Source organism: Myxococcus sp. MxC21-1 (genome assembly GCF_032612255.1).
Lineage (GTDB): Bacteria > Myxococcota > Myxococcia > Myxococcales > Myxococcaceae > Myxococcus > Myxococcus virescens.
Genome location: NZ_CP123278.1, coordinates 9,102,380 through 9,122,440 on the forward strand (window position 1 = coordinate 9,102,380; position 20,061 = coordinate 9,122,440).

At 68.4% G+C, this 20,061-nt stretch carries 10 protein-coding genes and 1 pseudogene; 4 read left to right on the forward strand and 7 right to left on the reverse strand.

All coding sequences use genetic code 11. The annotated features are described in order from the left end of the window. Positions 1-2,238: 2,238 nt before the first annotated feature. The 5 genes from QEG98_RS41160 to mnmG all read right to left on the reverse strand — a co-directional run bounded on the left by QEG98_RS41160 (position 2,239) and on the right by mnmG (position 10,965). Entirely contained in the window at positions 2,239-2,439 is a 201-nt protein-coding gene (locus QEG98_RS41160) for a hypothetical protein (RefSeq protein WP_316565243.1), read from the reverse strand. A 4,249-nt stretch (positions 2,440-6,688) separates the two neighbouring features. Further along, a complete protein-coding gene (locus QEG98_RS41165; protein ID WP_316565244.1) occupies positions 6,689-7,147 on the reverse strand; it encodes a DUF5063 domain-containing protein in 459 nt (152 codons plus the stop codon). 382 nt (positions 7,148-7,529) lie between these two features. After that, on the reverse strand, positions 7,530-8,186 hold the full coding sequence (locus tag QEG98_RS41170) for a hypothetical protein (RefSeq protein WP_316565245.1): 657 nt from the start codon (positions 8,184-8,186) through the stop codon (positions 7,530-7,532). Positions 8,187-8,209: 23 nt separating this feature from the next. Next, a complete protein-coding gene (rsmG, locus tag QEG98_RS41175) occupies positions 8,210-9,019 on the reverse strand; it encodes a 16S rRNA (guanine(527)-N(7))-methyltransferase RsmG (protein WP_316565246.1) in 810 nt (269 codons plus the stop codon). A gap of 98 nt (positions 9,020-9,117) precedes the next feature. Then, the gene (gene mnmG / locus QEG98_RS41180; protein ID WP_090491165.1) at positions 9,118-10,965 is read right to left on the reverse strand and encodes a tRNA uridine-5-carboxymethylaminomethyl(34) synthesis enzyme MnmG; all 1,848 of its coding nucleotides are present in this window, start codon (positions 10,963-10,965) and stop codon (positions 9,118-9,120) included. A gap of 752 nt (positions 10,966-11,717) precedes the next feature. On the opposite strand from mnmG, the gene QEG98_RS41185 reads away from it, so the two are divergent. The 3 genes from QEG98_RS41185 (at position 11,718) to QEG98_RS41195 (ending at position 14,155) form a co-directional block, all read left to right on the forward strand. Beyond that, on the forward strand, positions 11,718-12,980 hold the full coding sequence (locus tag QEG98_RS41185) for a multidrug effflux MFS transporter (RefSeq protein WP_316565247.1): 1,263 nt from the start codon (positions 11,718-11,720) through the stop codon (positions 12,978-12,980). Further along, positions 12,977-13,756 (forward strand): alpha/beta hydrolase, encoded by a 780-nt coding sequence (locus QEG98_RS41190; RefSeq protein WP_316565248.1) that lies wholly within the window; start codon positions 12,977-12,979, stop codon positions 13,754-13,756. Before QEG98_RS41185 ends, QEG98_RS41190 begins: the two co-directional genes overlap by 4 nt. Before the next feature lie 99 nt (positions 13,757-13,855). Then, the gene (locus QEG98_RS41195) at positions 13,856-14,155 is read left to right on the forward strand and encodes a hypothetical protein (protein ID WP_316565249.1); all 300 of its coding nucleotides are present in this window, start codon (positions 13,856-13,858) and stop codon (positions 14,153-14,155) included. 88 nt (positions 14,156-14,243) lie between these two features. Here QEG98_RS41195 and QEG98_RS41200 read toward each other — a convergent pair whose 3' ends face one another. Continuing rightward, positions 14,244-17,075, reverse strand: a complete 2,832-nt coding sequence (locus tag QEG98_RS41200) for a pitrilysin family protein (protein ID WP_316565250.1) — start codon at positions 17,073-17,075, stop codon at positions 14,244-14,246. Between the two features lie 46 nt (positions 17,076-17,121). Here QEG98_RS41200 and sppA point away from each other — a divergent pair. Further along, positions 17,122-19,162, forward strand: a pseudogene (gene sppA / locus QEG98_RS41205) (signal peptide peptidase SppA). Between the two features lie 85 nt (positions 19,163-19,247). Here the strand turns inward: sppA and QEG98_RS41210 are convergent. Continuing rightward, positions 19,248-19,841: a cysteine dioxygenase family protein gene (locus QEG98_RS41210; protein WP_316565251.1), complete on the reverse strand. Its 594-nt coding sequence runs from the start codon at positions 19,839-19,841 to the stop codon at positions 19,248-19,250. Positions 19,842-20,061 lie beyond the last annotated feature (220 nt).

Genomic DNA, 20,061 nt, shown 5'->3' on the forward strand with positions numbered 1-20,061 from the left:
CGCCAGGCAGGGCAGGACGAGCGACAGCAGGACGGAGCGGTTCGCTGAGAAGTGCATGCGCGCGGGGGCACCTCGAGAGTGCACGACGCGCGTGGATGCCATCACCTCCGTGGTGGATTTCATGCTGAACGGACCGCGCACCCCCACAGGAGGCCCCTCACGCCGGGGGAGCCGGAGTCACTCCCGTAGCTCGCTGTTCGGAAATGTCGGGGGTTTTGCGCCGCGAAATCTCCCGACATTTCCGAACAGCGAGCTGCCGAGGTGCGCCCCGGCCCTTGGGGCGCCTCGCCTCATCGCGTGCCTCAAAAGGGCTGTGCGATTGCGTCGCCCCGGTGGGCCAACCCACCGGCTGCATCGCGAGGAGAAATGGCCTCCAGGAGGGGGCTCTCTTACCAAGCTGCGATGGACCGCTTGCGCAGGTCGAGCGAATGCATACCGGACAAGGCAGGCGGTACCTCCTCTCACTCAACAGTCTCCGCCTGCTCGCTTCATCCGCACGCTGCGATGAGTGGCGGCATGTCCCTGCCATCCGAGCCACACGAACCTCGGCATTGATGAGCATGAACTCCGGAGCGCACGTGGCCGGGCTGACGTCGCGGTCTGCGGCGGCTCCAGTCCTCGCAGACTGCATCACGCGACACTCGCGCCTCGGCGCGCAGAGACTCCGGACCGCATGTGGCCGGGCTGACGTCACGGTGCGAGTTGCCGTCGGGCCTCGTCGGCTGCGTCACACGGAACTCGCGCCTTGGTGATCATGAGTTCCGAACGACCTGCGGCCCTACGGACGTCGCCGGCTGAGTTGCCACCATGTCTCGCCGACTGCATCACGCGCCATTCACGACTTGGTGAGCATGGACTCCGGACGGCGAGCCCCTGCGCCCCTCGGACTGAGTTGCGGTCGCTCCGCGTCGACTGCTCCCCGCGGAACGCGCGTCTCATGCCCATCGCTTCAAAACGCCACGCGACCATACCGACGCCGCAGCCCATCCACGTCAGCACGACTTCTCGCCGTCTGCGCCATCGGCTCGCGCCTGGCGCCTCGTTACGCATGAACTCGGACGACATGCAGGTTCGCCAACGAGACAGCCCGAACCTCCCCCCATCCTCGCCACTGGCTCCATCCCTTGGACTCGTACCTGATTGGCGAGTGCGTTCCCGATGGTGAGCAGCCGCGCCGATGCGGCAGTTCAAGCCACTGTCCATCGTCGCCTCGAGCTCCGAGCGGGACTCGCACTTGGTGACCATCACGTCAGGACAGCGCGCGACGGTGCCGATGCGGCAGTTCGAGCTGTCTCCGGTAAGCCCCCAAGCTCCACGGGGGCCTCGCACCGCATCCCCGCGAACACCCGGCGACATGTGGTCGTCCCGATACGACAGTCCGCGTCGCCGTCAGTCCTCGCCCCACTTTCCACACCGCCATCGCGTCCCATCCGCGCGGGAACGAGGCGGCATCATCTGACCGAGCCGAATGCGGCAGTGGCAGCCACCGCCGGTCTGAACCAACCACTCCAGCTGAACTCGCAACTCGTCCGAGCATGTGGCGGCCCGCGCTCGCGCAGACACGGCAGTCCCAGCCGTCGCCAGTCCGCACCACCTGCTCCACTTGGCTCGCAGCGCACCCGAGCACAGCAGGACATCCGCTCGCGCCGATGCGGCCACCCACGCCATCGCCAGTCCGCACCACCTGCTCCACTTGGCTCGCAGCGAACCTGAGCACAGCAGGACATCCGCTCGCGCCGATGCGGCCACCCACGCCATTGCCAGTCCTCACTGTCGGCTCCATCTGAACCTCGCCATCCCTCGCACGCACCAAGCGACGTGCGCGGGGACGCAGCAACGCAGCGTCAGCACCACTTCGACGCTCAACGCGTTCCACGTGGAACGCCCCGCGTTCAGCACAGATGTCGAAGAGCGCGTGGGCATTCAGCGCGGAGCATCGGGATGGAGCCCGCCCAACGCACGACCGACACTGCCCAGGAATCTCCATCAGCATGTGCACCGGACGGCCTGCGTGGTTGGCGCCGCACCGCACACGGGCGCTCCACATGGAGCGTGTGCATCAAGGTGGCTCCACTGGCCGCCAGTCAAAGCCCCCAACTGGGGCTCCCGTGCATCACGAAGCGCATCAGGCGTTCCACATGGAGCAGGCACTCGATGCTGGATGAGCGCAGGCCCCCTTGCGACCACCTCTCCACTCCACACGGTGGAGCACTCACCACTCCATGAGCCCTGAGCGCATCACGCGCTGAACGTGGAGCCGTCAGCGAACTCTCCGGCGCTGCGCTCGTGCCCGCCATCAACCCGTCCCGCGTTCCACGTGGAACAGGCGCTGAGCAACCCGCACATGAGCAGTCGCTCCATCCACTTCGCGGAGGTCCACGTATCAGCACGCGCATCCTTCCCACCAGGCGCCAGGAACTCACGCCAGGCGGAGCGCATGCGCGAATCGATGCGGTGAGCAGGCGCCCCACCACCATCACCACCCCCGCGAAGTGCGCAGGCCGAGCGGAGGCCCCCAACCACCGCGAAGAAGCACCTCATGCGCCGCTTCTTCGTTCCACGTGGAACACGCGTTCGCGAACTCGCGGGAGTGCCACCACGCGGTGCTTGCTGAAGAGGTCGCAGGCCGAGCCATCTGGAAGATGGAGCGAGGCGAAGGCCGCTGCTCATCGGCGCGGGTCAACACCAGGGATGACAAGTCGCCGCGTTCCACGTGGAACAAGCAGCGTGCATCTCACGCGTGCGAGACGGCCAACTCATCCGTGAACTGTGAGCCCGAGAAGCGGCGGACCACGTGGCTTCATCCCTTCGATGGGCCGCGTCCACGTTCCACGTGGAACACGTGATGAGGCGCTCCCCAGAACTGCGGCACGATCAACCGCCGTGTTGGCGTGCCGCTGCGGCCACCCACGTTCCACGTGGAACGCTTCGAAGCAGCGCATGCGAGCACGCCCATGGCGTCCGCATGTTCCACGTGGAACCGAGCTCGCACTTGAGCGAGCCAACCGCGCTCAACACGCCAACCTGCCCATCACCGCGGCGTTCCACGTGGAACACGCCGTGAGCTGAGCGCGCGAAGAAGGAGGTGCTCGCGCATCACCCTCAGGTACGGCGTCTCCATGTTCCACGTGGAACGGGTAGCGAGCGCTGCGCGTGTTCACGCCACCACGGGCACGGAGGCCACTCACTCATGGCCTCCGTGTTCCACGTGGAACGAAGGATGATTCGAGCACATGAGCGAACGGCGCCTGTTCTCCGCGCTGATGTGCTCACAGCCCCGGCCATGTTCCACGTGGAACGAGCAACGGGCTCCGCGCAGGGACCTCCAGCGTTCGCGCATCCCAGCGATGTGCCCATTTCGATGAGTTCAGGCCGTCTCGCTGTTCCTCGTGGAACGGTCAGGCAGAAGAACTGCGCACGCATCAGACCGCGCCGCGCACTTCCAGTTCCCGCACCACATGGACGGCAACGGGCATCGCGCATGGGCGAGCCGCACCCGCTCAGCGCGGCCATGCGCCAACACATCCTCCTTCTCCGCATGGGCGAGTCGAACTCGTTCAGCACGACCACGCGCTTGTGCCGTCCTCTGTTCCACGTGGAACCACGGAAGGCATCGCGCATGTGCAAGCCGCACCCACTTCGCGCAGCCACGCACCAACGCCTCTTCCTCCACCACATGGAACCGCGGTGGCCAGCGCGCATGAATGAACCGGACTCGTTCAGCGCGACCACGTCGATTCGCCCTCCCCTGTTCCACGTGGAACCACGGAAGGCATCGCGCATGGGCGAGCCGCACCCGCTTCGCGCAGCCACGTACCAACACCTCTTCCTCATCCGCATGGAACCGTCGGGGCCATCGCGCATGAATGAACCGGACTCGTTCAGCGCGACCACGTGGTTTCGCCATCCCCCTGTTCCACGTGGAACCACGGAAGGCATCGCGCATGAGCGAGCCGCACCCGCTCAGCGGGAGCACGTACCAACACCTCTCCCTCCACCACATGGAACCGCGAGGTCATCGCGCATGAACGAACCGAACTCGTTCGGCGCGACCACGTGGTTTCGCCCTCCCCGTGTTCCGCATGGAACCACGAGAGGCATCGCGCATGAGCGAGTCGAACCCGCTCCGCCGGAGCACGCACCAACGCCTTCTTCCTGTTCCACGTGGAACCACGAGAGGCATCGCGCATGAGCGAGTCGAACCCGCTCCGCCGGAGCACGCACCAACGCCTTCTTCCTGTTCCACGTGGAACCACGAGAGGCATCGCGCATGGGCGCGCCGCACCCGCTCGGCGTGGCCACCTGCGCGTCCCTTCTTCCTGTTCCACGTGGAACCACGAGCGGCATCGCGCATGAGCCAGCCACGTTCGTCCAAAGCGGCCATGCACTCCCTCCTTCCTTATTCGCTGGGCACGATGAAGGGACGAGCCACACGCCGCATCCGTTCGTTCCCTCCTCCCCGTTCCACGTGGAACAGCAAAGGGCCCGCGCATGAGCACGTCGCGTCCGTTCAACGGGACCACGAGCTCGCGCCTTCTCGCTCAACAGCGAACGACGGTGGCACCGCGCTTGAGCAAGCCACTCCGGTCAGTACGACGGCCTGCGCATCCATCTTCCTGTTCCACGTGGAACGGCCCGACCAAGGTGGATGGGCGCTCATCGAAGCCGTGTGCTCGCAGTTCCCCGCGCGCCGTGCGGCGAGAGCACCTGGATGAGCACGCGAACAGCTGACGACCGCTTCTGAGGTGAAGCGCTCCACAGTCGACGTGAAACGAGCGCCAGGTCGAAGACGAGGTCAGTCGCTGGCTGGGCCCGCGAACAACTGACGCCCGTCACCGACGCTCCGCCCCCCGGACCACGCGATGTCCCGAGCATGAGCACCGGCGCCGCCAGTCCTCCCTGATGACGTGTGCAGAGATGCCCGTGCTCAACACCGATGGGGCCTGAGTCACACCCACGAACGGACGTGTCCTCCACCACGACGCATGGGCATGCCGAGCGTCCCGTTCCACGTGGAACGGGCACCTGGACCCGTCACGAAAGCGAACGGCATCCGCCCGTCACATACCTTGCTCGCATCCACATCGGTCCGGTCATCGACTCCGCAGGCATCCAGGTCGGGCGCCGCGCGCATCCACCGCGAGGCCATGCTCGACGCCCACTCCCATCAACGTGCGGTTCGTCCAGAGCAGGCACGCACCCACTCATGTCGATGCGACCGCTTGCACATCGCGACCCACGGGGCGCTTCCCTGTCGAAGCCAGTGCCACCACGGTCCGCGTGAAGCATGAGCCCGATGAACGCGCGCCGGATGAGAGCTCTCGCGAGACGTGGCGCGGCCATCACGCAGCACCGTTCGCATGTGCCTGAGCCAAAGGTGCCGCTCGCTCGCGGAGCCACGGCGACATGCGTGACGTGGTCGCCATGACGAGTGCTCCCCTCCCCTCCCCTGCTCCACGTGGAACGAGCCCATCGGTCCAGCCGCTGAAGAACCACTGTCCCCGGCGGCCTTCGCTACGTCCTCAGGGGCTGTCCCAGGATGACGAAGTGCAGGCGCGCACCACACCAACACCTGGACCCAAGTCAGGCGCCCGCTTCACGCGGACCATCACGACCTGAACTCGCGCCATGCCGCGCATCGCGCGCATGAACCTGCGAGCTCGGTCACCGCACCGGTTCGCGAGCAGCGCGGTCAGGCACCAACATGCAGCCGGACTTGGAGGCCCACAGGAAAGCGAGCCACGGCCCCCACCGGTGACGCACGGGCGCATGACCACCACGAAGCCTCAAGCAGCACCGCGCACAAAGTGGCCGAACGCGAAGCTCCATCCCGGGTGTCTTCGTCACCTCAAGTCGGCTCTCAGCTGAGCGCAGTCGGGGAGACTTCGCGCGCCTACGAGACGGCATCACCGAGTCGAACATGCGATGCATCTCCATCCATTCGACTGCCTCGAAGCCCCACGGACTCAGACCACGCCGCAAAGAACGGGCGCGTCGTCCCGTGTGCACGAAACCGCGGCGAGCATGCACATCGTCGTCACCCCATCCCGACTGGCATCAAGTCCCCCGAGGCGCCGTGTCACGACATTCGCTCGCGCCCGAAGCGCGGACTGCCCCAACTCCGGGCGCACGGATGCAGCGTTCAGGATGACGAGCCCGCCGGCAGCATCAACAACGTGGGCCTCTTCCGTGCGATGAAGGCACCCCGTTCGGAGAAGACACGCCGACCAGGCGCTGGCTTGGCTGCCCGGTCAGCGAGGGCTTCAACTTGGCCTCTCTTCACGGACATCACCTTCGACAGACTCCGTGCATCCGACGGCACGAGCGTTGTCCTGCCTGCCCGAGGGAGGTGAGCCGGCCGTGTCCACGCAGCGCTCCATCAACAACCCGCGCCTCGACATGCACCTCGATGGACCGTGACGCGGCCATGTTGGCGCATCATCCAACCACCCGTCGTCCTGCATGCGGCGACTCACGTGCAGCGCAGGCGCCCAACGATGCTCTCGAGACGCCGCGAGCAAGGCCATGCACCGAGCGACCGATCTGCAGCTCAGGTTGCCCGCCTTGCTTCCGAGCCACTGCGAACAAGGACGTGCACCAAGCAGGGCTGCGTCCCCTCCCCTGCTAGCGCCTCGGGAGCCAGGGGAATCGGCGGCGGCTCAGCTGCCGTCGCGAGTTGCTGGGCACATCAGAAGGCACGCTGGTGGAGGTACAGCTGCAAGCTTCGCAGGTGCAGTCCCCAATGGGTCTCGAAGCCAAAGCGGAAGTGCCAGAGCGCATCTTCTTCGCTCGTGTTTTCCCAGCGGAAGAGGACGCTGTGCAGGTCCATCGCGATGTCCGTGAGGTCGTCGATGGCGTCGCCGATGCTGAGCTCGGACTCCCCCACCTTGTCCGCGATGTGCAACGCCTCGTTGTACAGGCCGAGGGCGGGAAAGAGTGGCGCGATGCACTCTCGCAGGGACCAGTAGTCGGCACGAGGCGCGTCCGGATACTTCGTCTGGTCGAATGGGGCGGCGGCAAAATGGTAGGCCAGCGCGAGCCGGTCCAGGGCAGCACGCAGCGCTCCCTCGCGGTCCTCAATGTGACTCTGCTCGTCGAGAACTCCGACGAAGCGCTTCACTGCCTCGAGGATGTCCTTCCGGGTCATGGAGTTGCTCCGCACTGGGAGAGCGCGCGGTGCTCTTGTCGCGAACGCATACCGAGGTCCTTGTGAGGGCGCACGGCGTCGTCGTCGCGAACCCAAGCCGACAACTGCGCCAGAACGTGGGAGGCCGATGGCAGCTCGTTGGCGTACACGTCCTCGCGCGAGTGACGGTACATACGGCGCCTGCTCTGACTGGGGTTCCCGGTGGAGGAGCCTGTCGCGATACAGCAACGCTCGCTGCCACCCTGGACGCACGAATGATTCGCCCGCGCCGTTGTGAGCAAGCGCCTGCTGCTCCAATCGACATCGACGGTTCAACGCCAACGCGGGGCGTGAGTTGGGCGCATCCAGTTCGACACACCCACCCCGCACACTCGAACAGGACTCACGGATGCGGAGCCACGGGCTCCACGAAGTACGTCTGCTTGTGCCGTGGATCCGCTTCGTAGACATCGGCGAATGCGCGAGCCCCCTGTTCACTCTGAAGCCGAGCCACCTCCGCGCGATTGCCGTACTCATCCTGACGGATGACAGCCCAGTCCTTCCGCGCGGCGTCCTCGTGGGCCGGCGGGCCGCGGAACTCGACGTAGTACGACTGCTTGTGCGCACGCTCTTCGAGGATGCGCGCGAAGCACGCCACGTGCGCGCGCTCGGGTGACGGCGCGACGTCGTAGCGATTGCCCGTCTCATCCATGCGCGTGAGCACCCAGCCTTCACGCGGGAGCGGAACCCCCGCGTCGGCTCTCCATTCCACGACCTCGTCCTTCAACCCCAGGTGGGCCAGGGCGTGGTCGACTTCCAAGGGTTCGATGAAGACGAGGAACCGGTCGGCCTCTCGCATCGAGACGACCACCAACTCGAGCCCACACTCGCTGCGCCAACCCCAGTGCGCCTCCTGGAAGCGGCCGTCATCGCGAGTCACCACGCGATGTGGCGGGCCCCATTGGCGCTCGAAGCCGGAGCGCGAGGCCTTCAACGTGACGGCGTGAGCGTTGCGCTCGAACAACCAGACGTGAGGACGGTCCGTCGGAAGCGGCTGCATGCGTGGCACCTCCGCCGTGAAACCTAACGAGGCCCCTGGCTCGCGCCACCCTCCCCTCCCGGTGGGATGCGCGCCGCTGAAGTCACTCGGCAGCGCCGTGCATTCCCGGGAAGAAACACCGCCGTGTCACACCGCCCGGAATCACCCACGGGCCGGCGCGCACGGCGGCACGCCCCTCCCCTACTCCTTGGCGAACACCGCCACCGGCGCTCGGCGCCGGAGAACGGCAGCCGGTACGCCCGCGCGGACACGACGCGCAGTTGCCGCTCCGCCGCGCGCGCCGCCAGCTCCGCGTCCGTCTGCGCCTTGCCGAGCATCGCCACCACGCGCCCGCCCGGCTCCACATACGCGGGCGCCAGCGCGAGCCAATCCGGCAGGTCCATGAACGCGCGCGCAATCAGCACCTCGGCGCGCGGAATCCCTTCCGTCTCCGGCTGGCCTTCCGCACGCGCGTGCAGACCGCGAACACCTTGCATGCCCAGGCTCGCCGCCGCGGCCTTGATGAACGCGACCTTCTTGCCCACCGTGTCCACCAGCGTGACGCCCAGCGCGGGCAGCGCGAGCTTCAATGGCAGACCCGGGAAGCCCGCGCCCGCGCCCAAGTCCAACAACGTCGCCGCGCCCGTCACCTCCGGCAACACCGCGAGCGAATCCAGGAAGTGCTTCTCCAGCACCTCCTCCGGCGCCGTAATCGCCGTGAGGTTCACCTTCGCGTTCCACTTGAGCAGCTCGCTCATCAACCGCTGGAGCCGCGGCCCCAGGTCCGCCGCCACCGTCACTCCCAGCGCCCGGCACCCCGCCGCGAGCTGATCCTCGAACCGCGCGTTATCCACAAGCCCTCCGCGTCAAACCTACCTGCAACCCACTGGAATCATTCAGGAGACGGGAAGCCCTAAAGTTTCCCACACCTTGTCCACAGCCCCTTATTTGATCAATCCTCGGACTGCGAGCAGACTGCGGGCGCCTCTGTTCCGCGCTTGAGCGCCACCAGCAGCAGCGACACCGCGGCGGGCGTCAGCCCCGGAATCCGGCGAGCCTGTCCCACCGTCCCGGGCCGATGCGCGGTCAGCTTCTCCACCGCTTCCGAGCCCAGTCCCCGCACCTCATGGAAGCGGTAGCCCTCCGGAATCCGCCACCGGTCCGTGGACTCCGCCTCGCGCGCCGCCGCCCTCGCGGCCTGGGCCACGTAGCCCTCGTACTTCACCTCGACCTCCACCTCCTCGGCGACGTCGCGTGACAGCACGGGCCAGTCCTCGCGGCCTTCGCCCAGCTGCGCGTACGTCACCTCCGGCCGCCGCAGCCGCGCCGCCAGCCCGGTGCGCTTCAGCCGAGCCACCTCCTCCGTCACCGCGCGGCCTCGCGCCTCCACCCGCTCCAAGGCCTCGCGCGGCAGCAGCCCCACCCGGTGCCCGTGATGGGCCAGTCGCAGGTCCGCGTTGCCCTCGCGCAGCTTCAGCCGGTGCTCGGAGCGGCTGGTGAACATGCGGAACGGCTCGTCCACGCCCTTGGTCACCAGGTCATCCACCAGCACCGCGCCGTGGGCCTCGTCGCGGCCTGGCAGGAACGGCGGCTCGCCCTTCACCTGGAGCGCCGCGTTGATGCCAGCCCACAGGCCCTGGAAGGCGGCCTCCTCGTAGCCCGAGGTGCCGTTGAGCTGCCCCGCGAAGTACAGGCCGGCAATGGCCTTCGTCTCCAGCGTGGCCTTGAGCTGCGTGGGCGGCGCGTAGTCGTACTCCACGGCGTAGCCGAAGCGGACCACCTCCACCTGCTCCAGCCCGGGAATGGTGCGCATGAAGGTGAGCTGCACGTCCGCAGGCAGGCTCGTGGACAGGCCCGCCGGGTACACCAGCGGCGACGTGGGCCCCTCCGGCTCCAGGAACACCTGGTGCCTCTCGCGCGAGGCGAAGCGCACCACCTTGTCCTCCAGCGACGGGCAGTAGCGCGGCCCCCGGCCGACGATGTCCCCCTGGTACAGCGGCGAGCGGTGCAGGTTGTCGCGCAGCACCGCGTGCGTGCTCGGCGTCGTCGCCGTGAGCGCGCACGTCACCGGGGGCTGACGGGGAAACGGCATCCCGCCCTCCCCTTCCACCTTCGTCCGCCAGGAGAAAGGCCGCACGAGGGTGTCCCCCGGCTGCGGCTCCAGCGCGTCCCAGTCAATGCTCGCGCGCGCCAGCCGCGCCGGCGTGCCCGTCTTGAAGCGGCCCAGGGTGAAGCCCAGCGCGCGCAGCGACTCCGACAGCCCGCGCGCCGCGTCGTCACCCAGACGGCCGCCGACTTCCTTCTGCTCGCCCACGTGCATCAGCGCCTGGAGGAAGGTCCCCGTGGTGAGCAGCACCGCGGAGGCGGACACCTGCGTGCCGTCCCCCAGCACCACGCCCTCCACCCGGCCTCCACCGGCCACCAGCGCTGCGACTTCGCCCTCGCGCACCGTGAGGTTCGGCTGCGAGAAGAGCACCGCCTGCATGCCGACCGCGTAGGCATCCCGGTCGCAGAGCAGGCGCGAGGCCTGCACCGCCGGCCCCTTGGAGGCATTCAGCGTCTTGAAGTGCGTGCCCACCTGGTCGGCCGCGCGCCCCATCTCTCCGCCGAGCGCATCCAGCTCACGCACCAGGTGGCCCTTGGCCGTGCCACCCACCGCCGGGTTGCAGCTCAACACCGCCGAGCGCTCGCGCTTCAGCGTCAGGCCCAACGTGGCCAATCCCATCCGCGCGCAGGCGAGCGCCGCCTCACTGCCCGCATGGCCCAGCCCCACCACGATGACGTCGTACCGGAGTCCCATGTCTCACGAAGGTCGCGGGCGACGCGGGCAGGCTGACCTGCCCCGCCGCCGTTTCGCGCCTTCGTATGGCGCCCAACCCGGGCCCTTGGCAAGCAAAGGCCCTTGGAGAGCGGGAGGGCGCCCGGTGGAGCGAGCGCCCTACCCTGCCCTCGTTCGAGAATTTACGGAAGCGCGCGAGGCAGGCAGTGGGAGGGGTTGAGGCGCTGTCTGCCTCGCGCGCACCGGCCACCTGGCGGAAGGTCGGGCCCGGCTTTCGAGCCGGACCGCGCCCCCGTCCCGGGCGGCAAAAAGCCAAGTCGTCGCGTGGGGAGAAAGGAATGGCGCCGCCCGCCCCCGGGTTGACGGCACCTCCCCGCTCAACGGACCCGAAGGCCCGCCCCACGCTGGCGCGGCCCCTGGCCCCCATGGCCCTGGCACCGCGCTTTTCCCCGCGCGCGACGTCACATCTCCGCCGCGCGCGGGGGAATCGGGTGTCGCGTACACGGGTGGGTGGACTCGCTCCGTGCGGTGAGGGCGCAGTGGCGAAATCAAGCTCGGGCCGCCAGGGCCCGACACCTTCGTGTGCGCGACGGGAAAAGGAATAACCCGGGGGTCTGACATGCCAGTGGCCGCCCACGAGGCTGCTCGCCGGTGGTGTGTACAGCCATGGCGTTCCCTTCCAGCAACCGTGCTTCTGGGTGCGCGGCACATTCACGGTGCGGAGGCGGGGAGCCGGTTATTCGCCGGGGCTCGGCCCTCGGCCCAGGGAGTCCATGACCACGCCTTCGACCCAGTCCACTGAGAAGGGCACACTCGGCCTCGAGTTGCTGCTGGGAACGCTGACCGCGTTCGCACCGCTCTCCATCGACATGTATCTGCCGGCGCTGCCGCGCATCGCGGAGGACCTGCAATCCACCGCGCCCGCCATCCAGCTCACGCTCGCGTCGTGCTTCGCGGGCTTGGCGCTGGGCCAGCTCTTCACGGGCCCGCTCATCGACCGCTTCGGGCGCACGCGTCCGCTCTACGCGGGCCTGGCGCTGTACGTCCTGGGCTCGCTCGGCTGCGCGCTGGCGCCGTCGGCGTCCATGCTGGTGGCCATGCGCTTCGTGCAGGCGCTCGGTGGCTCGGTGGCATTGGTCGTTCCACGCGCCGTGGTGCGCGACTTGTGGTCCGGCGCCAACGCCGCCCGGACGATGTCGCGGCTGATGCTGGTCATGGGCGTGGCGCCCATCCTCGCGCCGCTGCTGGGCGGAATGGTACTCCAGTACTCGGGATGGCGGGCCATCTTCGTGGTGCTGGCGGCGGTGGGCGCGGTGGCGCTGGCCTTCGTGCTGAAGTCGCTGCCGGAGACGGCGCCGCCGCACGTGGGCTCGCAGTCGATGCGCTCCCGGATGGGCGCATTGATGAAGGACCCGGACTTCGTGGGCCCCGCACTGGCCGGAGGCTTCGCGCAGGCGGGCATGTTCGCGTACATCGCGGGCTCGCCGTTCGTGTTCATCTCGCTGTATGGCATTCCGGAGGAGCACTTCGGCTGGTTCTTCGGCGTCAATGCGCTGGGGTTGATTGCGGTGGCGCAGCTCAACCGCAAGCTGGTGACCCACCTGCCGCTGCACCGGCTGCTGCGTCTGGCATTGAGTCTGTGCGTCGTCGCGGCGGTGGCCGTGCTGGCGGTGGCGTGGACCGGCTTCATGGGCCTGTGGGGCATCGCCGTCACGCTGTTCTTCTTCGTGTCGGCCATGGGCCTGGTGGGACCCAACGCGGCTGCGATTGCGCTGGAGCGGCATGCCACGCGCGCGGGCATGGCGTCGGCCGCGCTGGGCGCGCTCCAGTTCACCGCGGCGGCCGGCGCGTCGTGGGCCGTGAGCACGTTCAACAATGGCACCGCGATGCCCATGGCCGGAGTCATGGTCGCCATGGCATTGCTTGCGTGGCTCGCCGCGTTCTTCGGGCTCCGGGCGCGCACGCGCCAGCAGGAGGCAGGGGAGGGTGCCCAAGCGCACGGGCCGCGAATCGTGTCATCGTCCTCCGCGCCATGACTTCCACCTCGCGCACCGTCCAGGGACCCACGGGCCAGCTCGCAGTCACCGACACTGGCAATGGTGGCCTCCCCGTCGTCTTCGTCCACAGCAACGCCTCCCGGCGTGAGCAATGGGCCTCGCAGCAAGCACATTTGAAGCAGCGCTCCGTGTCGTTCGACCTGCGTGGCATGGGCGACTCGGAGCTCGACGCCCAGGGCCGCTACGGCGCCGAGGACATGGCCCATGACATCCACGCGGTGGCCACGGCCCTGGACCTGGAGCGCTTCGTCCTGGTGGGCCACAGCTTCGGCGGCTACGTCGCGGCGGAGTACGCCCGTGGCTGGCCCGAACGGCTTGCCGGACTCGTCATCGTGGATGCCGCGGGGACGATGCCGCCGCTTCCGCCCGAACAGCTCCAAGGCTTCCACGAAGGCACACGTCCCGAGTCCTACCGCGCCTTCATGGACGCCTGGTTCACACCCATCCTCCAGAACGCGAAGCCACACACGCACGAGTCGGTGATGCGCTGGCTGCATGCCACGCCGCGCGAGGTGGTGGTCGGCGCGCTGGAGAGCATGCTCACGTTCAATTCGGACCGTGTGCTGGAACGCTACAAGGGCCCCCTCCACACGCTCGTCGTGGATGCCTTCATCCAGCCCAATGCCTACCACCTCCTGTACCCGGGCACACCGCACGCCGTGTTCTCAGGTGTCAGCCATTGGCTGATGATGGATGCACCGGAGCGCTTCAACGCCGCGCTGGATGCATTCCTCGCCACACTGCCGCCGCGTTGAAGGGGAGGGGAGGGCGCGTCACACACGGGGTCGCCTCTCATGAATACCTCATCCCCCCCCTACGGCCCACGTGAGCTCGCTCAGGACCTCCGACGTCTCATGGCGCTGCCTGCCCAGACAAAGGCAGAGCAGCGCCTTTGGTACGACGAGGCGCAGAAGGTTCAGGACCGCATCAAGGCCTCTGAGGAACTGCTCGGCATCCCTCACTCCCTCTGGCACTTCTTCTCAGACGCGGACGTCAGAGCCAACGAGCCAAGCATCCGAGATGCGCAGTTCAAACAGGTGCGCGCCCACGTCGCCGTACTGGAAACCGGCGCCATCCCTCCAGATGACAGCAAGCAGGGCTCCTTTGGCGGCCTCTTCCGCAGTCTCTGGCAAGCAGTGCGCGGCAAGGGTTGAAGCCATTCAGCCTCTCAATCAAAAGCCCCGCGGCGCCACTGGGGCACCGCGGGGCTTGATTCCCGCACAGGGGTGACGGACTACCGCGTCACGGCGCGGCCGGGACCTTCGCGGGAGGCGCGGCCTTCTTCTGCGCGGTGGCGAAGTCTCCCGCGCGCACCTGCGTCACCTTCGTCCAGTCCAGGTGACGCTCCATGGCCTTGCGCACGTCCTCCGGCTTGAGCTGGGTCAGCTTCTGCTCCAGCGCCGCATCGAAGGCCAGCGTGCGGCCCAGGAACAGGTAGCTGGCGAGCTGCCGCGCGAGGCTGCCGTCCTGCGCCCGCGCCGACTGCCGGTACTCCAGGATGCCCGTGCGCGCCTTCTGCAGCTCCTCCGCCGAGTAGCCCTTCTGCACCGCGCGAGTCACCTCTTCACGCATGGCCGTCTCCAGCCGGGCCGCGTTCTCCGGGGCGTAGATGGCATACGTGAAGAAGGTGCCCACCTCGTCGACGTCGCTCGCGTCCAGGCTGCTGGCCACGCCGTAGGAGAGGCCGTCCTGCTGACGGATGCGCGTGGCCAGCCGCGAGTTGAGGAAGCCGCCGCCCAACACGAAGTTGCCCAGCACCAGCGCCGGCCAATCCTTGTCGTCCTTGCGAAGCTTCAACGACTGGCCCGCCATGTAGTACGCGTTGGCCTTGTCCGGCGTCTCCAGCGCGACGGACGCGGACGCACCGCCGCCGAACACCTGCTGCACGCGCTGGTACGGCGCGGGGCTCTTCCAGTCGCCCAGCAGGGTGCCGGCGAGCGCCACGATGTCCTTGGACTCGAAGTCACCCACCACGGCCAGCTCACCATTCGACGCGCCGTAGAAGGCCTTGTGGAAGGCGCGCGCCTGCTCCAGCGTGGTGTCCTTCACCCCGGCGATGCGCTCGTCCAGCGTGGCCACGTAGTAGGGGTGGCCCTTCGGGTAGTGGCCCGACAGCGAACGCCAGAAGGCGATGTTGCCCAGCGTCTGCGGCTCACTGCGCTCGGACTCCAGCGACGCCAGCCGCTCCTGCTTCAGCATGGCGAACTCCTTCTCGTCGAAGGCGGGCTCACGCAGCACCTCGGCCACCAGCTTGAGGACTTCCGGCAGGCTGTCCCGCGGGCACTCGATGGAGACGGAGGCGCCGGTGCTGCCGCCATCCACGCCCACGCGCGCCTTCAGCTTGTCGAACGCGTCCTGGAGCTGCTGCCGCGTGCGCTTCTTCGTGCCGCGCATCAGCATGCGTCCGGCGTACTGCGCCGCGTCCGAATTGCCGCGCAGCGCCTCTTCCGTGCCCCAGCGCAGGGTGAGGGACACGTTCACCATGTTGCCGCGCGTCTTCTTCGGCAGCACCGCGTACTTCACGCCGCCCGGCAGCTCACCGCGCTGCACGCGCGACTCGATGTTGGCCGGCGACGGGTCGAAGGCCTCGCCCTGCGCCACGGCGTCACGGCCCTTGAAGCCCTCCATCATCTTCGCCACGTCCACTGGCGCCGGCAGCTCCGCGCGGTCCGGCTTCGGCGTCGGGATGAAGGTGCCCAGCGTCCGGTTGGAGGACTTGAGGTAGGCGGCCGCCACGCGCGTCACGTCCTCGGGCGTCACGGCCTCGATGCGGTCGCGGTGCAGGAAGAGCAGGCGCCAGTCACCGGTGGCCTCCCACTCCGACAGGTTGATGGCGACGCGCTCGGAGTTGTTGATGGTGAGGTCGATGTACTTGGACAGCGTGGCCTTGGCCCGGTTGACCTCTTCCTCGGTGAACGGCGTGCGGGACGCGTCCTCCACCGTCTTCAGCAGCGCCTCGCGGGCCGCGGCCACCGGTTGGTCGTCGCGCATCTCCGCGCTGAAGACGATGATGCCCGGGTCGCGAAGCTGGAGGTTCGACGCGCTCACGCGCGAGGCCTTCTTCGTCTCCACCATCGACTTGTAGAGCCGCCCGGAGGGGTTGTTGCCCATGACCAGCGTCAGCACGTCGATGGCCGCGAAGTCGGGGTGCGCGCCTTCGGGCACGTGGTACAGGCTGGTGAGCAGCGCGGTGTCGCCCACGCGGCGCAGTTGCACCTCGCGCTCGCCGTCCTGCGTGGGCTCGGCGGTGTACGTGGCGGGCAGGGGCAGGCTGGGCTTCTTCAGCTTGCCGAAGGTGTCCTGAATCATCGACAGGGCCTTGGCCTCGTCGAAGCGGCCCGCCACCACCAGCATGGCGTTATCCGGCCGGTAGTACTTCCGGTAGAAGGCCTGGAGCCGGTCGATGGGGACGTTCTCCAAGTCGGAGCGCGCGCCGATGGTGGACTTGCCGTAGCTGTGCCAGATGTATGCGGCGCTCATCACGCGCTCGAAGAGGATGCCGCGCGGGTCGTTCTCACCGGACTCGAACTCGTTGCGGACGACGGTCATCTCGCTGTCGAGGTCCTTCTTCGCGATGAAGCTGTTGACCATGCGGTCGGCTTCGAAGGACAGGGCCCAGCGGAGGTTGGCGTCGGAGGCCGGCAGCGTCTCGTAATAGTTGGTGCGGTCCAGCCAGGTGGTGCCGTTGGGCCGGGCGCCGCGCTCGGTGAGCGCCTGGGGCACGTTGCGCGTGGTGGGCGTGCCCTTGAACATCAGGTGCTCCAGCAGATGGGCCATGCCCGTCTCGCCGTAGCCTTCGTGCTTGCTGCCCACGAAGTACGTCACGTTGACCGTCACCGTGGGCTTGGTGGGGTCGGGAAAGAGGAGCACCTTCAGCCCGTTGGGCAGGCGGTACTCGGAGATGCCTTCCACGCTCGTCACGGGGGCGAGCGCACGGCCCTTCGCCTTGCTCTTCGTGACAACGGTCTGGGTGGCGGGGGCCTTGTTGGCGGCGGCGGGAGTCTGGGCCCACACTGGAGTGCCGGCCACCATCAACAGGGCCGCCACCAGGGAGAGCGGGGTACGACGCTTCATGCGGTCCTCGCGGGTCGTCTGGGAGTGCACCGGCTTCTAACCCGAGATGTCCCCCAGCCCATCCCGAACGGTGGCACTCCGAGCAACCCGGCGTCGCCGACGTGACAGCCACGGGCCGCCGTGCCTCCTCCGCCGCTCGGCGAGGGCCTGTGGTGGCCATCCCCGGCCCGGCCGCGGGCGTACCGTCACGCGGGGAAAGCACGGGGACGCGCAAGCATCGTCGCCCGCGCGCGTTAGTAGTAAGCACCCCTTGCCAGGGCCGTACCCTGTCTCTCCCGGGCATCAGGAGTCCCATCGGATGAAACGATTCTTCATCGGCGCGCTGGCCTTCGTGGGCGCGCTGTCTGTCCTCTTCGTGGTGGGCCTCGTGGGCCTGATGCTGCTCGCGTCCGCGAGCAAGCCCGGGGTGCCCTCCAACCTCGTGCTCGAGCTGGACCTGGAAGACCCGCTGTCGGAGCACGGGGGAGGGGACTCGCTGGTGGGGGCCTTTGGCGAGGAACCCACCACGGTGCGTGACGTGGTGGAGGCGCTGGAGAAGGCCGGAGACGACGCGCGCGTGAAGTCCCTGCTGGTGCGCATCGGCCATCCGGGGACGCCGGCCGCCACGCAGGAGCTGCGCGACGCGGTGAAGGCCTTCCGCGCCAAGGGCAAGAAGGCAGTGGCGTACTCCGACACCTTCGGCGAGCTGGGCAACAGCACGCTGGGCTACTACCTGGCGTCCGCCTTCGACGAAATCTACATCCAGCCGTCGGGCGACGTGAACATCAACGGGCTCGCCTTCGAGCTGCCCTTCGCGCGCGAGGCCTTCACCAGGCTGGGCGTGACGCCGCGCTACTTCGCCCGCTACGAGTACAAGAACGCCATCAACTCCTACACGGAGCAGGACTTCACCGCGCCGCACCGCGAGGCCACCGAGGGCTTCACGAACAGCCTCTTCGGCCAGATTGTGCGCGGCATCGCCGAGGACCGCGGGCTGACGGAGGACGTCGTGCGCGGCCTCATCGACAAGGCGCCGCTGATGGCCCAGGAGGCGATGGAGGCGAAGCTGGTGACGGGCCTGCGCTACCGGGACGAGGTGCTCGGCGGGCTGAAGGAGCAGGCCGGCGAGGGCGCGCGCTTTCTCTATGTGAAGAAGTACCTGGAGCGCGCTGGCAGGCCGAACGTGTCCGGCAACACCATTGCCCTGGTGTACGGCGTGGGCGAGGTGATGCGCGGGAAGAACCAGTCCAACCCGCTGTCGGGCGGACAGTCCATGGGCGCGGAGAGCGTCGCCGCGGCGCTGCGCAAGGCCACCGAGGACTCGCGCGTGAAGGCCATTGTCTTCCGCGTGGACAGCCCGGGCGGCAGCTACGTGGCCAGTGACACCGTCCGCCGCGAGGTGCAGCGCGCGAAGGAGGCGGGCAAGCCCGTCATCGTCACCATGGGCAGCTATGCCGCCAGCGGTGGCTACTTCGTCGCCATGGAGGCGGACCGCATCGTCGCGCATCCGGGCACGCTCACCGGCAGCATCGGCGTGTACGCGGGCAAGTTCGTCACGGCGGGCTTCTGGGAGAAGCTGGGGGTGAACTTCGACAGCGTGGCCGCGGGGAAGAACGCGGAGATGTTCGGCTCGGACGCGGACTACACGCCGGAGCAGCAGGCCCGCCTGGACGCGTCGCTGGACCGCATCTACGCGGACTTCACGACGCGCGCGGCGGCCAGCCGGAAGCTCCCCCTGGAGAAGCTGCAGTCGCTGGCCAAGGGCCGCGTGTGGACGGGCGAGGACGCCCTGGCGCACGGGCTGGTGGATGCGCTGGGCGGCTACCCGAAGGCGCTCGAGTTGGCGAAGGAGGCCGCGAAGCTGCCGGCCGACGCCCGCGTCAACGTGGAGGTGTACCCGCGCAAGAAGCCCGCGTCCGCGCTCCTCTCCGAACTGCTGGGCCAGACGGGTGACAACAGCGAGGACGACGCGACCTCCATCAGCGCCCTGTCGCCGTGGAGCTCCCTGGTGGCGGGCGTGCGCGGTGTACGCCGTGGGCGCGCGCATGGGCCTCTTCGAGGGCACGCGCGGCGAGCTCTACGCCCCCATGCCCGAGGCGAGCTGGTAGCGCGTCCTCCCAGGACGCGGACGCGTGGCACCGGGACGCTTTGGTGCCACGCCGCGCCGCTCACAGCGCCAGGACCCTGGGCGGCTCAGAGTGGGACCGAGGGTGCTGGCGCTTCCAGCAACTGGGCCAGCGGGCGGCCGAACACGGAGTGGTAGCGCAGCTCCCGGGAGACACAGCGCTGCCGCCGCGTGTCGAAGACGAGGCACCGGTCCACCGGCCCCGCGTAGACGTGCAGTGAGACGGCGGGGCCTCTCGCCGCGGTGACGCGATGGATGGGGGCCTCCGGGCAGCGGAAGTCGACGAAGCCCGCGCCCACGGGGCCCACCTTGACGGGAGGCCCCAGCCGGGCCGGCCCCGGTCCCAGGCCCCCGGCTTCCAGGGTGTAGTTCTCCAGCACGAAGGCCCCGGACTGGACGCTGAACCAGCACTCCTGCCCGTCATGGTCGTGGATGGGGGAGAAGGTGCCCGCGTCCCAGCAGTTCAGCAGCACCTCCAACCTGGCATCCCGGTAGATGAGGTTGCGCGTGTAGCGCCCTCGCCGGAAGTGCAGGTAGGGCTGGAGGCTGGCCGGCTCCAGCACCAGGCCCGCCAAGCCTTCTCCCACGCCCTCCAGGCCTGGCATCCCGCCCGACTTCTCCCGAAGGAGCTCCACCCATTCGCCCAGGCACATGGCGTTCATGGAAGTGAAGCTAGGCAACGCTCCGACACGGTGCTTTCCGGCTTGTCGAGCGGAGGACGGCTCGGTGCGTCACAGCGCACTTGAGGGCAGGCCGACCATCGAGTACCAGACGCCCGCCTCGGCGAGGGGACCGGAGCCCGGTCCCCGCCTTGCACGTGGCGCGGCGACGGAAGCGTCTGTCGCCCGCCGGGAAGCTCCCCGGCGAATGGACGCGTAGAAG

Coding starts and splice junctions, on each gene's coding strand:
- QEG98_RS41160 (WP_316565243.1), bottom strand. CDS start 2,439: ATGCGCTCCGCCTGGCGTGAGTTCCTGGCGCCTGGTGGGAAGGATGCG.
- QEG98_RS41165 (WP_316565244.1), bottom strand. CDS start 7,147: ATGACCCGGAAGGACATCCTCGAGGCAGTGAAGCGCTTCGTCGGAGTT.
- QEG98_RS41170 (WP_316565245.1), bottom strand. CDS start 8,186: ATGCAGCCGCTTCCGACGGACCGTCCTCACGTCTGGTTGTTCGAGCGC.
- mnmG (WP_090491165.1), bottom strand. CDS start 10,965: ATGGGACTCCGGTACGACGTCATCGTGGTGGGGCTGGGCCATGCGGGC.
- QEG98_RS41185 (WP_316565247.1), top strand. CDS start 11,718: ATGACCACGCCTTCGACCCAGTCCACTGAGAAGGGCACACTCGGCCTC.
- QEG98_RS41190 (WP_316565248.1), top strand. CDS start 12,977: ATGACTTCCACCTCGCGCACCGTCCAGGGACCCACGGGCCAGCTCGCA.
- QEG98_RS41195 (WP_316565249.1), top strand. CDS start 13,856: ATGGCGCTGCCTGCCCAGACAAAGGCAGAGCAGCGCCTTTGGTACGAC.
- QEG98_RS41200 (WP_316565250.1), bottom strand. CDS start 17,075: ATGAAGCGTCGTACCCCGCTCTCCCTGGTGGCGGCCCTGTTGATGGTG.
- QEG98_RS41210 (WP_316565251.1), bottom strand. CDS start 19,841: ATGAACGCCATGTGCCTGGGCGAATGGGTGGAGCTCCTTCGGGAGAAG.